Here is a 13,766-nt window from a genome sequence, read left to right on the forward strand (position 1 = left end):
TATGGTCGCGGCGAAACGAGGGAATTCGCCTTGAGCTCTTCGAATTCAGCAGCGCCGGTCGTCACCATTGGCACGGTCAAGTTCGGCAATGATCTGCCGATCTCGATCATTGCCGGGCCGTGCCAGCTCGAAAGCCGCCAGCACGCGCTGGAGGTGGCCTCCGCGCTGAAGGAGATCGCCGCGCGGCTGAAGATCGGCCTCGTCTACAAGACCTCGTTCGACAAGGCCAACCGCACCAGCGCGTCGGCAGCGCGCGGTCTCGGGCTCGCACAGTCGCTGCCGATCTTCGCCGAGATCCGCGCCTCCCTCGGCTTGCCGGTCCTGACCGACGTGCATGACGCCGCGCAGTGCGCCGAGGTGGCGCAAGCCGTGGACATCCTCCAGATCCCGGCCTTCCTGTGCCGACAGACCGATCTGCTGCTGGCGGCCGCCGCGACGGGCAAGGTCGTCAACGTCAAGAAGGGGCAATTCCTCGCGCCCTGGGACATGGCCAATGTCGTGACCAAGATCACGACCGCGAACAATCCCAACGTGCTCGTCACCGAGCGCGGCGCCTCGTTCGGCTACAACACGCTGGTCTCCGACATGCGCGCGCTGCCGATCCTGGCGCGCACGACCGGCGCGCCCGTGATCTTCGACGCCACCCATTCGGTGCAGCAGCCGGGCGGGAAGGGGACGTCCTCGGGCGGCGAGCGTGAATTCGTGCCGGTGCTGGCCCGTGCAGCCGTCGCGGTCGGCGTTGCCGGCGTCTTCATCGAGACCCATCCCGACCCTGATCGCGCGCCCTCGGACGGGCCCAACATGGTGCCGCTGCGCGAGTTCGAAGGGCTGATCCGCACGCTGATGGCATTCGACGCGGTGACGAAAAGCACAACGCGCTGATGTCCCAGCCTGCGACCGGGCCGTCGTCCGACCAGAAGTTTCCACCCGCGATCAATATCATCGCGCTCGCGAGCTTCTCGGCGGCGTTGTCCACGCGCGCGCTCGATCCCGTCCTGCCGCATGTCGCGGAGGATTTTTCGATCAGTATCACGACGGCCGCCAGCATCGCGGCCGGCTATGCCTTGATCTACGCGCTGGTTCAGCCGGTGATCGGGGCGGCTGCCGATCTGTTCGGCAAGGCGCGGTTGATGACGTTGTGCCTGGCGCTGCTTGGCGTCTCCTGCATTCTTGGCGCGGTCGCGACCACCTTCTCGGGCCTGTTCGCGAGCCGCATCCTCGCCGGCATCGCCTCCGGTGGCGTGTTTCCGGTCGCTCTCGGCCTGACCGCCGACCTCGTCGCACCCGCCAAGCGGCAGGTCGCAATCGGCCGCACGCTTGCAGGTTCGATGACCGGCAATCTGCTCGGTGCGACCGCCTCAGGCATCATCGGTGAACTCATCGGCTGGCGCGGTGTACTCATGATGCTCGGCGCGCTCGGCCTGATCGCGGCCGTTGCGGTGGCGGCGGGCTTTCGCGGCGCCGCGCTGACGGCGCCGCCGAAGACCGATCTGAAGGCCTTGCGGCAGGGCTACCGGACCATCTTCGCCAACCCCAACACGCGTTACTGCTACTCGGCGGTCTTCGTCGAGGGCTGCTGCGTATTCGGCCTGTTTCCGTTCATCGCCGCGCTGCTGTTCGATCTCGGCGAGAAGTCGCCGTCGATCGCGGGCATCGTGATCGCGGGCTTTGCGATCGGCGGACTGTTCTACACTTTCACGGTCTCACGCTTCCTGCCGTGGCTCGGCGTCAGGGGCATGATGATTGCGGGCGCGGGTCTCGTCGGACTGCAGCTCGGCGTGCTCGCCTTCGGTCCCGGATGGAAGCTGCAATTCGCCAGCATGCTGGCGATGGGCTGGGGCTTCTACATGATCCACGGCTGCCTGCAGGTGTTCGCCAGCGAACTCTCGGTCGGGGCGCGGGCGACGGCGATGTCGCTGCATTCGTTCTTCTTCTTCATGGGGCAGACGGTCGGCCCGATCGCCTATGGTCTCGGCCTCCAGCACGGTGGCAAGGTCCCGACCCTGCTCGCGAGCGCCGCGATCATGGTGGTGCTGGGTCTCGTCTGCGCCGGGCTGCTCAAGTCGCGGGCACCGGCGGACGCACGGGCCTGACGGAAGTATCGACTTACCGGCCTCCGTATTTCTCCGGGAAAAAACGGTGGCCAATTCCTGTCGATCTTAAATCAAATCTCATCGTTCGCTCCGTAGATTGCCCGCGAACCGCGTCTTGGCGGCAATATGGATCAGTCGATGCAAAAGCAGCGTTCGGTCGCCCGCATCCTCGGGGCGGTGGTTGGATCTCTCGGTCTCGTCCTCGTCGTCATCTGTGCCTATGCGCTGAAGCTCGCGGTCACCCGCTACTCGGACAGCAACCGCATCGTCTCGCTCGCGGTCGCCAGCCGCGACCTGACCAATACGCTCGTAATTTTCCGCCTGGAGCGCGGTGACACGCTGAGCTATCTGGCGTCGGCTGCCCCCGCGCCCGACAGAGTCATGAGCAGTCTCGCCGAGCAGCGAGCCACGGTGCAGAAGAATTACGCGCAGGCCTTGCAGAGCCTCGCCTCCGCTGAAGCGCCCGGTCTTGCCGAAAGGCTCGACAAGCTCCGCGGCATCTGGGCGCAGCTCGAGGAGTTGCGGCCGCGCGCGGTCACTGCGCTGAAGCAGGAGAAGGCGGCGCGTGACGCGAACCTGCAACCGAGCTGGGCCAAGATCAGCGACGCCTATATGGATGCGATCGGCGACGTCACCGCCCATGTCGACAACGCGATGACGCTGATCGACCCGGTGGTCGATCGCCTCTTGATCGCCAAGCAGGCCTCCTGGCAGGCCCGCGCCAATGCCGGCCAGACCATTCTGATCCAGTTCTCCTCGATCCTCGCCAACAAGACCTGGACCGCCGCCGATGGCGTCACCTTCGCCGATCTGCGCGAACGCATCCAGCAGTCCTGGGTGGTCGTGCGCGATCTCAGCCCGAATGTGGCCTCGCCCGAGCTGTTGCAGGCGATCAGTAACGCCGAGCCGGAAATCTCCGGCGCGCTCAGCGACGAACGCAATGCCATTGCGACCAAGCTGCTCGCCGGCGAGCCCGCCGGCGTCGCAGGCATCGACTACCGCGATCGCCAGCTTGTCGGCGCCAACAATGTCGTCATCGTCACGCAAACCGCGCTCGCCAACATGATCTCGCGGGCCGAAGACGTCGCCTCGCGCGCCCGCTTCAGCCTGATCCTGTTCGGCCTGCTGGTGCCGGCCTCTCTGGCGCTGACGATCGGCGGGCTGATGCTGATGCGCAACCGCGTCACCCGGCCGCTGACCGCGATCACCGGTGTCATGACCCGTTTCGCGGCGCATGATTTCGCCGGCGAGGTGCCGGGCCTCGGCCGCAACGACGAGATCGGCGGCATGGCGGCGGCGCTCCAGGTGTTCAAGGAGGCCATGATCAACGCCGAGCGCCTGTCCGGCGACCAGGCCGCCGAGCGCGCCGACAAGGAGAAGCGTGCATCCGAATTGTCCGGCCTCGTGCGGCAATTCGAGAGCCGCATCGGCCAGATGGTACAGACGCTGTCGAGCGCCTCGGGCGAGCTGGAGACGACCGCGCGCTCGATGTCGGGCACGGCAGCCGAGGCCCAGACCCAGGCCGGCTCGGCCTCGACGCTCGCCGACCAGGTCGGCGGCGGCGTGCAGACCGTGGCGGCCGCGGCCGAGGAGCTCAACGCCTCGATCCGCGAGATCAACCGCCAGGTCGAGCAGGCGACGCGCGCCACCGAGCAGGCGGTCGTCACCGTCAAGGAAACCGACGGCACCATGCGTGCGCTTGCCGACGGCGCAGATCGCATCGGCGAGGTTATCGGCCTCATCACCTCGATTGCCGGCCAGACCAACCTGCTGGCGCTGAACGCGACGATCGAGGCAGCCCGAGCCGGCGAGTCCGGCCGGGGGTTTGCGGTGGTGGCGAGCGAGGTGAAGAACCTGGCCTCCCAGACGGCGAAGGCGACCGAAGAGATCAGCGCCCAGATCACGGAGATACAGGGGGCGACGCAGAAGGCGGTCTCGGCGATCGACGGCATCGTCAAGACCATCGAGGAGGTCTCGAGCATCAACCGCGTCATCGCCGCCGCCATCGAGGAGCAGAACAAGGCCACCGCCGAGATCGCAAACACCGTGCAGCACACGGCGGAAGCGACCTCGACCGTTACCCGGAACATCGCAACCGTGTCGTCAGCCGCGAACGAGACCGGCCGCGCCGCGTCCGGCGTGCTGAAGGCCGCCGCCAACCTGTCAAGCCAGTCGACCGCGCTGACGTCGGAGGTCGACGGCTTCATCAGCAAGGTGAGGGCGGTGGCGTAAGGGCTGGCGCGCGCTCTATCGAATCGTCCTTGGCCCCCAGAGACGGCGCTTCGCGCCGTGCTGGGGTAGCACAATCAACGAGGGCGATGCGCGCGGGCAGCGATTGCTTGCGCGCGTTCGAGCAGCGCTTCGGCTCGCTGCACGATCGGAATATCGATCATCTTGCCGTCGATGGCGAAGGATGCGCGTCCCTCGGCAGCCGCTTGCTTGTTGAGCGCAACGACGCGCTCGGCGTCCGCCACCTCCTTGGCGGAGGGGCTGAAACCCTCGTTCAGGATCGGCACCAGCGACGGATGGATACAGGCAGAGCCCACGAAGCCAAAGTCCGCAGAGCGCCTGACTATCCTTGTGTATCCTTCCAGATCGGAGAAATCGGCGACTGAGCCGATGGTGCCGAGCGGCATGATGCCGGCGGCGCGGGCTGCCTGCACGACCTGTTGCTTCGGCATCAACAGGGTTTCTTCCGTCGGCTTGGCGCCGATGGCGGTGGCATAATCTTCCGCACCCAGTGAAATGCCGGCCAGCCGCGGGATCGATCGCGCGATCTCGTGAGCCCTGGAGAGAGGACCGGGCGCCTCGATCAGACCGACAAACCAGATCTTGCCGATGGGCAATCCGCGCTCGATCTCCAGTCTGGTCACCATCTCGTCGAGCAGACGCAGGTGTTCGGCGCCTTCGACCTTGGTGATCTTGATCGCGTCCACGCCGGCGATGACGGCCGCTTCCAGATCGGGCACCGCCAATTCGAGCGGCTGGTTGATCCGCACCATGACATCCGAACTTCCGGTGTCGCGAAAGCGCTTCACGATGCCCGGGATCAGCTTTCGCGCGTTCGCCTTTTCGGCCAGCGGCACGCTGTCCTCGAGATCGATGATCAGCGCATCTGCGCCGCGCTCGACGGCCTTGACCACGAACCGCTCGACGTTCGCGGGTACGAACAGCGCAGAGCGCCAGACGGGGAATTTTCGTTCAACTGTCATGTGCTGGTTTCCTTCACAACGCCCGAGGCGAGGGCGGCATCGATGTCGTCAGGGCTGAGGCCTGCTTCGGCCAGGATGGTGCGGCTGTGCTGACCGAGGCGTGGCGCAGGCGTCCGGATGCTTCCGGGCGTCTCGGACAGGCGTACCGGGACGGCGTGCATCGGGAACGTTCCCATGTCCTCGTCGGGATAGTCGGCCAGCAGTCCCCGGGCCTGCACGTGGCGATCGTTCATCAAGCGGACAGTGTCGTTGACCGGACCGATCGTGACCTCGGCCGCCTCGAAGAAGGCGACGTTGTCGTCGACCGTTCGTGTCGCGATGAAATCGCCGATGATCTTGTCGAGTTCGGCGACATGGACGAGCCTCTGCTCGTTGGTCTTGAACTTTGGATCCTCGCAAAGCTCCGGGCGGCCGATCGAACGCAGCACGCGCATCGCCATGCCTTGCGTGGACGCCGACAGGCAAACCCAGCCGCCATCGAGCGTGCGGTAGACATTGCGCGGTACCGAGCCGCTCGAGCGGCTCCCGCTGCGCGGTTTGACCACGCCGGTCAAACGGTAATTTGCCGCCTGAGGCCCGAGCGAGTTCACGATCGGGTCGAGCAGCGGCAGATCAATCACCTGTCCTTTTCCGCCGTTGATCTCGACTTCCCGCAGCGCCGCCATGGCTGCGAATGCTCCGGTGAGACCGGAGAGGGCGTCGGCCAGATACATCGGGGGCAACACCGGCTCGCGATCGGGGAAGCCGTTCATCTCGGCGAAGCCCGAAAAGCCTTCCACCAATGTCCCGAAGCCGGGCCGGCGATGATAGGGGCCGGTCTGCCCCCATCCCGATATGCGAACGATCACGAGCTTGGGCTCCAGTCGCAGCAGTTCCTCCGGCGAGAGCCCCATCTGCTCGAGCGTGCCGGGGCGGAAACTCTCGATCAGCATCGCGGCGCCGGGAATCATCTTGCGGATCAGCGGCACCGCTTCGCCGTGGCGGAATTCGAGGCAGATGCTGCGCTTGTTGCGCGAATGGATCTTCCAGTTGGTCTCGACGCCCTTGGTGCGCCAGCCGCGTAGCGTATCGCCTTCGCGCGGCTCGACCTTGATGACGTCGGCGCCGAAGTCGGCGAGATGCTGGGTGAGCAGATTGCCTGCGACCAGCCTCGAGAGGTCGATGACGCGGAGCCCTGTCAGCGGGCCGCGGACACCGGGGGTGTAGTCGGCCTGATGCAGTCCGCTTTCGGGAGAGGTGGCGTCAGTGGGATTTGCCATGGTTCCGTTCTGTAAACAGGATGCCGCCGGTGACTGGCAGCCACAGGCGCAACTGGCGGTCAGTCGTTGCCTCCTGGGTTTCGATGCGGATCTGATTTCCGCCCACGCTCAATCCGATTTGCCATCGGCCGCCAACATAGGAATGGCTGACCACATCGGCTTCAACGATCGAACCTCCGATCGCCTCATCGTTGGCCGCCGCCAGGCGCATCTGTTCGGGGCGATAGGCAAACGTGACCTTGTCGCCCAGGGATGGACGTTTGTCGGACTTGATCAGAACGCGCTGACCATCGGCGAGACCGACCAGTGTCTGTCCATCGCCGTCGGGCGCCCCGACCACGTCGCCGTTCAGGAAATTGGTCGTTCCGATGAAGTCGGCGACGAAACTGTCTGCCGGCCGCGTGTAGATTTCTTGGGGCGAGCCAATCTGGCTGATGCGGCCGCCATTCATGACCACGATACGGTCGGACAGGGCCAGTGCTTCGACCTGGTCGTGCGTCACGTAGATCGTCGTCAGGCCGAGGCGCGTGCGCAGTTCGGCAAGCCAGGTCCGGGCACGATCGCGCAGCTTTGCGTCGAGATTCGACAGGGGCTCGTCGAGCAGGAGGATTTCGGGCTGGTAGACCAGCGTTCGCGCGAGCGCGACACGCTGCTGCTGGCCGCCCGAGAGCTGATGCGGATAGCGGTCCTGAAAGCGCTCCATCTCGACGAGAGCGAGACTCTCCTCGACGCGGCGCCTGCAGTCGGCGGTCGATACCTTGCGCAGCTTGAGCGGAAACACGACGTTGTCATAGACCGTCATGTGCGGCCACAGAGCGTAGCTCTGGAACACGAGCCCGCAATGGCGCGCTTCCGGTGGCAGGAAGATTCCCTTTTCTCCGTCGAAATAGGTCTTGTTGCCGACTCGGATGCGTCCGCTCGTCGGTTGATCCAGTCCGGCAATGGCGCCGAGCGTTGTTGACTTGCCGCACCCTGACGGCCCCAGCAGCGTGACGAACTCGCCATCGGCAACGTGGATGTTGACGTCGTCGATCGCTTTGACCGGTCCGTACCGCTTATGCAGGTTCTCGATCAGCAACTCAGCCATAGAGCTTCACTCCGAGAAAAGCGCGCGCCGCCGTGACACAGACGCCGATCGCCAGGATCTGGATGGTCGCCAGCGCGGACACCAGACCGACCTCGCCCTGCGTCCATGCCTGGAGCAGCGTGGTCCCGATCACTTCGCTGCCGGGTGCGAACAGGAAGATCGCGGTCGTGTATTCCTTGAAGAACGTGATGAAGAGGATGATGAAGCAGGCAACGAGTGCCGGCCGCAATAACGGCAAAACGATGCGCCGGCTCGTCGTCCACCAGTCCGCGCCCTGCGTCCGGGCGGCGCGATCGAAATCCGGGCTCATCTGCAACAACATCGGAGCAACCGCACCGAGCCCCACAGGAATGAAGTGCATCGTGAAGGCGGCAACCAGAATCCAGATGGTGTTTCGGAGGCCGCCCAGGCCAGGCACGAGCGCAAACGCATAGAAGAAACCGATGCCGGCGACGACGCCGGGCACGGCACGGGGAAACAGCGCGACGTAGTGCAGCGCGCCACGCCAGCGGAAGTCCGACCGCAGCACGATGATGGCGATCAGGGCGACCATCGCAGTGGCGACGACGCCACCGACCGAACTGACGATCAGCGAGTTCCAGATCGAACGCGGGTAGACCGGGTATTCGAGCATGTTGGCGAAGTTGCCGAGCGTCAGCACTTCGCTGATAGGCACCATCGGCGACAGCAGGCTGGTGAAGGCGCGCAGCAGCAGCGCGCCGATCGGCATCACGACAGTTGCGGTGATGTAGATCGCCGAGACGATGCAAAGCGGCCAGCGCAGGTTGTTCAGGCGGAAAGGGCGCGGGCGCGTGGCCTTGCCGCCGAGCGTGACGAAGCGCCTCGTATTGCCGAGCAGGCGTCCTTGCAGCCACACCAGCACGCAGACGACGGCAAGCATCAGCACGGCAGCCGTTGCCACCAGCCCGTGATCGGGGCGGGCCGACGCCACGCCGTTGTTGTAGAGAAACGTGGTCAGCACGGTGATGCCGGCGGGATCTCCGAACACCAGCGGAATCGCGAGGAGCTCAAGTCCCACAGTGAAGTTCAGCACGGCACTATAGGCGATCGCCGGCATGAGGAGCGGCAGTGTGATCCGCCACAAGGTCCTCAAGGTGCCGGCGCCGGTCACGCGCGCGGCTTCCTCCAAAGTGGGGTCGGTGATCGAGGCCGATGACATGCAATAGATGTAGGCGACCGGTGCTTGCGAGACGCCCGCGATCATCGCCATGCCCGGCAGCGAGTAGAGATTCCAGGGCGTGCCGTCGAAGATCGACTGAACCAGAAGCGTGAGGTAGCCGGCCGGTCCGTAGATCGTGTACCAGCCGAACGACAGCACCAGCGCCGAGAGATAGATCGGCCACAGGAAGAGCTCGCCAAACAACCGCGCAAACGGCATGTCGGTGCGGCCGAACAGCACCGCCGCCAGCGTGCCCAGCGTCTGCGAAATCACGGTGGTGAGGGTCGCGAACACGAACGTGTTCCAGATGACGAGCGCGAAGCCGTCGGTGCGAAGCAGGCGCCCGAAATTGCCCAGCGTCAGTTGCTGGCCGGAATCGTAGAGCGCACGATCCAGGAAGGATTGATAGAGAACGGGAAGGAGAGGCGCTGCGATTAGGACAACTGTCAGCAGCGCCATGCCGTACTGGATGACGGTATCGCGGCCGGGCAGCGGCTTCGGCAAAGCGTCCACGGCCGACGACCCCAGCGCGCTGCTTGCGTCAAGCGACATTGAAGGTCTTTTTCCAGCGCGCGAGGAAGCTGTCGTAGTCCCGCACCGCGTCCCGATCGTAGCCGATGTAGCAGATGTTCTGCTCGCCGACGGCTTCCACGATCGACGAGTAGGTGTGGCGGATTCCGTCGCCCGGCTTCACACCGGGGCGTGCCGGCGTCAGGCCGCCCCGCCCGAATGCGCGCTGACCGTCCTCCGAGACGACGTAGTCGAGCATCAGTTTTGCTGCGTTGACGTTCTTCGATCCCTTCGGAATCGCGATGCCACGCAGCACGACCGGCTGACCGTCTCCGATGAAGCTCCAGCCGAGGATCTTTGCCCGCGCCGGATCGTTCAGGCGCGGCCAGAAGGTGATGGCCGAAACGAAGAATCCCATGGCGTATTCGCCGGAGGTGACCTTCTCGGTCATCGGCCCGCCGGAGCGCTCGAAGCGGGGCGAAAGCTTTGCAAGCTGGGCGAACCAGTCCCAGGCCTTTTCGCCGTGCTTCTTCACGAACGCGTAGCTGATGCCGTAGCCAAAGGTCGTTTGATGCACGCCGTAGCTGGTGACGCGGTTGCGCCAGGTCTTCTCGTTTGCGACCGCAAGCTCGACGAACTCGGCAAGTGTCTTGGGACGCTTGCCATCGGCCACCAGCGTGTTGTTCCAGATCAGCGCCATGGGGTCGGACGAGACGGTGTAGACGCCGGGAAACGGCTTTGACCAATCCGGCCAGGCCTTCGCTTCAGGCGAGACGTAGTCGAGGACTTCACCGCGCTCCTGGAAATCGATCCATCCGCCCGGATCGGCCGTCGCGATGAGGTCGCAGGTGCGGCTGTTGGTGCTCCGCTCGGCCAGATATCGCTCGAAGCTCTCGCGGGAGGCGGGGAGATCCAGGGTCTCGACCTTGATCTTCGGGTAGAGCTTGTTGAAGCCCTCGATCACGGGACGCCAGTTTTCCGGCGACATGATCGAGTAAATGAGGAGGCTACCCTCGTTATGGGCGTCGTCGATGATCTTCTGATAATTCTCGGGATACCCGTTCGGCGCCGCCTGGGCCGTGCCCCGGAGCCCCATCGTGGCGCCGAGAACCGACATCACCATTAAGCTTCTACGATCGATGCCTGACATCTATTGTTCCTCCGGCCGCCGCGATTTGTTATGCACATTTATTGGCGCCAATTTGTGCGCAATAGTTTTGGCAAGTCAAGCGCTCCAAAAAGGGAAGCAGCCATGAAAGTACGGAAGGAGCAGAAGAGGCTGTTGGCGGCGGAAATCGGTGCCGCCATCCTGCAAGGCGACTACCGGCCCGGCGAATGGTTGCGCCAGATCGACCTGGAAGAAGCCTTCGCTGCCAAACGGTTTGACGTCCGGAGTGCGCTGACCCAGCTTGCCGCAAGCGGGATGGTGACGCATGTCGAAAACCGCGGATACCGGGTCGCGCAACCCGACTTGAACGTCGTTCGCGAGATATTGGCGATCCGCACGCTGCTCGAGGTTGAAGCGGCCACGCAGGCGCTACCGAATATCGGCCCCGACGAACTCAAGAAGATCAAGCAGGCTCAGCAAATCTTCGAAGATGCTGTGGCGCGCGGCAGCAAGGCGGATCAGGCAAATACCAACGCAGCCTTTCACGACGAGATCTATCGCCATGCAGCGAACCAATCGCTCGCCAGCCTCATCGTGGAGATCAGAAATCGCGCCAGACCAGGGCCGATTGCTTTGTGGCCGTCGCACGCCGAGCTGCAGAGAAGTGCGGCACACCATGTCGAGATCGTCGATGCGATCGAGTCTCGCGATCTCGCCGCGCTCGTTGCAGCAGTGCGACGACACATCGTCGAATCCGGCGCCAACTATCCGACGCGCGATCTCGGTCCGGTCAAGAAGGCCTCAGCAGCCTCCGATTGACCAAGAGTGGCGAAGCCAATCTGTTGGGGGCGTATCAGGAGCAGCGCGTGGAATAGGCCTGCCTCAATTCGCGCCACCAGCCGGGATCGGCTCCATCCCGCTTGCGATGATCGCTTCGCGCGCGGCAGGCGAGGCGAGGAATTTTATGAGGGCACGGCCGGCCTCGGGCTCCTTCGAACCGGCCGCGATCCCGGCCGAGAAGATCGTGATCTTCTGCAATTCGTTCGGCAGCGGCCCGACGATGTCGATGCCCTTCACGGGCTTCAGCTCGCTGATCTGCTGGAAGCCGAGCTCGGCCTCGCCGTGCGCGACGATCTCGCCGACGGGTGTTGCCGGAATCTTGCGCGCCTTGTCCTTCATGACGTCGGCAATGCCGAGCTTGTCGAACATCTCGGTCGAGACGTAGACGCCGCTGGCGCTGTCGGAATAGGCGATCGTTTTCGCCGCCAAGAGCGCGCGCTTGACCGCCTCCACCGAGCCGATGTCCGGCTTCGGCGCACCCGATTTCACGGCCACGCCGATCGGCGATCTGGTGAGGTCGACCTGGCTGCCGGCCACGACCTTGCCCTTGCCGGCGAGGTCGGTGAGGGCATAGCCCACCATGATCAGGACATCGGCGGGTTCGCCACGCTCCAGCCGGACCGGGATCGCATTGGTGGTCGTCCCCATCGACGGCCCATATTCCGTCAGCACTTTGTTGCCGGTGGCCTTCTCGAATTCCGGCACGAGCGCCTTGTAGGCAGCCGTCAATCCGCCCGAGATCATCACATGTACCTCGGCAGCTTCGGCCGCGCCGGTCAGCCACAGGACGGTTAGAACGCCGAAGGCAATGTTGCGGAATGGTGCTGATATCGATGTCATCGTCATTCGTCTCCAACTAACCCCGTCCGCGATACGGCGCGACGCCTTGCTCCGGCACCCACAATCCCTTCGGCACGCGGCCGGTCTGCCAGAACACGTCGATCGGGATGCCGCCGCGCGGATACCAGTAGCCGCCGATGCGCAAGAACTTCGGCTTGATCTCGCTCGCGATGCGCTTGCCGATCATCACGGTGCAGTCCTCATGGAACGCGCCGTGATTGCGGAAGCTCGCGATGTAGAGCTTGAGCGACTTTGACTCCAGCAGCCACGGGCCGGGCGCGTAGTCAATCATCAGATGCGCGAAATCCGGTTGTCCCGTGACCGGGCAGAGCGAGGTGAATTCCGGCACGGTGAAGCGCACCAGATAGTCCGTGCCCTTTTGCGGATTGGGCACGCGGTCGAGCTGGGCTTCTTCCGGCGTATGCGGCCATTCGACCGCGCGGCCGAGCTGGAGGGATTTCTTCGCCATCGTCGTCACATCCTGTTCGAACATGATCCGGACCCGGAGGGCCGCGTTAGCGCAAAGTGCGCACCGGTTTTCCGAAAGATCATGCTCAACTAAAAACCGGAGGGCGATAAGATCGCGCTCCAGAGGGTGTCGGGATGGACGCAAATGTCGCCGTCGTCAACCGGCCGCGATCGTCTGGATCATGACGATCCGGTCGTTGCCGGACTCGCAGCCCCAGAGTTCGCCCGGGCGGCCGTCGAGCTGGCGCACATTGGCATTGGCCTTGTCGCTGGCGAAAACGTTGAACCTCTCGGTCGTGGGATCGAATCGGACGATGGCATTGGCGGAGAAATCGGTGAGCCAGACCTTGTCCTTGTCGTCGACATAGACGGCATAGGTGCGAGGGTGATCGCCCGGCAGCTTCCAGGTTTTCCAGGAGCCATTGGCGGGATCGTGCACCGAGACGTGACCGCTGTTCCACTCGCTGATCCAGATCCGGCTTTGCGAATCCGACCAGACCCGCCGCGAACCCTGGCCCGGCGTCGGCGGCTCGACAATGGCGGCATTGCCGGTCGCAAGATCAATCTTCGCGATATAGCTGCCGGCCAGCGAGGCGTACCAGACCTCCCCCCTGGGCGTCACCGCGATGCCGTAGGGGCCAACGCCCTTGGGCGCCCTGAACACGTCCATCTCGCCCGATCCCGGCTTGAGCCGGCCGTAATAGCCGGACTGGCCGGTGAACCAGTAGATGCCTTCCTTGTCGAACACGCCGGTGTTGAGATTGGCGTAGGCGAATTTTTCGGGCAGACGGAACAGCGTGATCTTGAGATCGCCGGGATCGACCCGGGCGATCGCGTTCTGGCCGCCTTCGGTGATCCAGGGGGCACCGTCGGGGCCGATCGTCACGCCGTGCGGCGCGGCGCCCTGGCCGAGGCTGACTGTCTTGAAACTGCCATCCCGGGGGTCGAGCCTGCCCAGCATGCCCTTGCCCTGCGCCGTGAACCAGACCGTGCCGTCGCGAGCGGGGGCGAGGTCGTGCAGGCCGATGCCGGCGTTGATGGGGAAATATTTTGTCTGGAACAGGCCATCCTGCGCAAAACTTGGGCGGACGGCGAGGAGGGCGGCGCTCGAGGCAAGAAACTGGCGGCGGTTCATGGCGTTACCCCGACTGTTTCAGATTGAGGCTGGA

Annotated in this window: 12 protein-coding genes; 4 read left to right on the forward strand and 8 right to left on the reverse strand. The window is 64.4% G+C overall.

All coding sequences use genetic code 11. The features are described from left to right. Window positions 1-30: 30 nt before the first annotated feature. From kdsA to BJ6T_RS23635, 3 genes are all read left to right on the forward strand, one after another. On the forward strand, window positions 31-882 hold the full coding sequence (gene kdsA / locus BJ6T_RS23625; protein ID WP_014494992.1) for a 3-deoxy-8-phosphooctulonate synthase: 852 nt from the start codon (window positions 31-33) through the stop codon (window positions 880-882). After that, on the forward strand, window positions 882-2,093 hold the full coding sequence (locus BJ6T_RS23630; RefSeq protein WP_014494993.1) for an MFS transporter: 1,212 nt from the start codon (window positions 882-884) through the stop codon (window positions 2,091-2,093). The genes kdsA and BJ6T_RS23630 overlap by 1 nt, the downstream gene beginning before the upstream one ends. Window positions 2,094-2,231: 138 nt before the next feature. Further along, window positions 2,232-4,325 carry a methyl-accepting chemotaxis protein gene (locus BJ6T_RS23635; protein WP_014494994.1) on the forward strand — a complete coding sequence of 698 codons (2,094 nt, stop codon included), beginning with the start codon at window positions 2,232-2,234 and terminating at the stop codon, window positions 4,323-4,325. A gap of 74 nt (window positions 4,326-4,399) precedes the next feature. Here BJ6T_RS23635 and BJ6T_RS23640 read toward each other — a convergent pair whose 3' ends face one another. From BJ6T_RS23640 to BJ6T_RS23660, 5 genes are read right to left on the reverse strand one after another with little or no spacing between them, the layout of a single operon-like run. Then, window positions 4,400-5,305: an HpcH/HpaI aldolase/citrate lyase family protein gene (locus tag BJ6T_RS23640; protein WP_014494995.1), complete on the reverse strand. Its 906-nt coding sequence runs from the start codon at window positions 5,303-5,305 to the stop codon at window positions 4,400-4,402. Next, on the reverse strand, window positions 5,302-6,564 hold the full coding sequence (locus BJ6T_RS23645) for a CaiB/BaiF CoA transferase family protein (RefSeq protein ID WP_014494996.1): 1,263 nt from the start codon (window positions 6,562-6,564) through the stop codon (window positions 5,302-5,304). Before BJ6T_RS23645 ends, BJ6T_RS23640 begins: the two co-directional genes overlap by 4 nt. Further along, window positions 6,548-7,651 carry an ABC transporter ATP-binding protein gene (locus BJ6T_RS23650; RefSeq protein WP_014494997.1) on the reverse strand — a complete coding sequence of 368 codons (1,104 nt, stop codon included), beginning with the start codon at window positions 7,649-7,651 and terminating at the stop codon, window positions 6,548-6,550. The genes BJ6T_RS23645 and BJ6T_RS23650 overlap by 17 nt, the downstream gene beginning before the upstream one ends. Then, entirely contained in the window at window positions 7,644-9,383 is a 1,740-nt protein-coding gene (locus BJ6T_RS23655; protein ID WP_014494998.1) for an ABC transporter permease, read from the reverse strand. Before BJ6T_RS23655 ends, BJ6T_RS23650 begins: the two co-directional genes overlap by 8 nt. Continuing rightward, window positions 9,373-10,491: an ABC transporter substrate-binding protein gene (locus BJ6T_RS23660; protein ID WP_141378789.1), complete on the reverse strand. Its 1,119-nt coding sequence runs from the start codon at window positions 10,489-10,491 to the stop codon at window positions 9,373-9,375. The genes BJ6T_RS23655 and BJ6T_RS23660 overlap by 11 nt, the downstream gene beginning before the upstream one ends. A 132-nt stretch (window positions 10,492-10,623) precedes the next feature. Between BJ6T_RS23660 and BJ6T_RS23665 the strand changes: the two genes are divergently transcribed. Then, a complete protein-coding gene (locus BJ6T_RS23665; protein ID WP_158332880.1) occupies window positions 10,624-11,268 on the forward strand; it encodes a GntR family transcriptional regulator in 645 nt (214 codons plus the stop codon). 63 nt (window positions 11,269-11,331) lie between these two features. Here the strand turns inward: BJ6T_RS23665 and BJ6T_RS23670 are convergent, their stop codons facing one another. From BJ6T_RS23670 to BJ6T_RS23680, 3 genes are all read right to left on the reverse strand, one after another. Continuing rightward, a complete protein-coding gene (locus tag BJ6T_RS23670) occupies window positions 11,332-12,129 on the reverse strand; it encodes a substrate-binding domain-containing protein (RefSeq protein ID WP_028169473.1) in 798 nt (265 codons plus the stop codon). 16 nt (window positions 12,130-12,145) lie between these two features. Further along, a complete protein-coding gene (gene queF, locus BJ6T_RS23675) occupies window positions 12,146-12,622 on the reverse strand; it encodes a preQ(1) synthase (protein WP_043900242.1) in 477 nt (158 codons plus the stop codon). Between the two features lie 132 nt (window positions 12,623-12,754). Continuing rightward, complete coding sequence (locus tag BJ6T_RS23680) at window positions 12,755-13,732, reverse strand: Vgb family protein (protein WP_014495003.1); 978 nt, start codon at window positions 13,730-13,732, stop codon at window positions 12,755-12,757. Between the last annotated feature and the right edge of the window lie 34 nt (window positions 13,733-13,766).

Source organism: Bradyrhizobium japonicum USDA 6 (assembly GCF_000284375.1).
GTDB lineage: Bacteria > Pseudomonadota > Alphaproteobacteria > Rhizobiales > Xanthobacteraceae > Bradyrhizobium > Bradyrhizobium japonicum.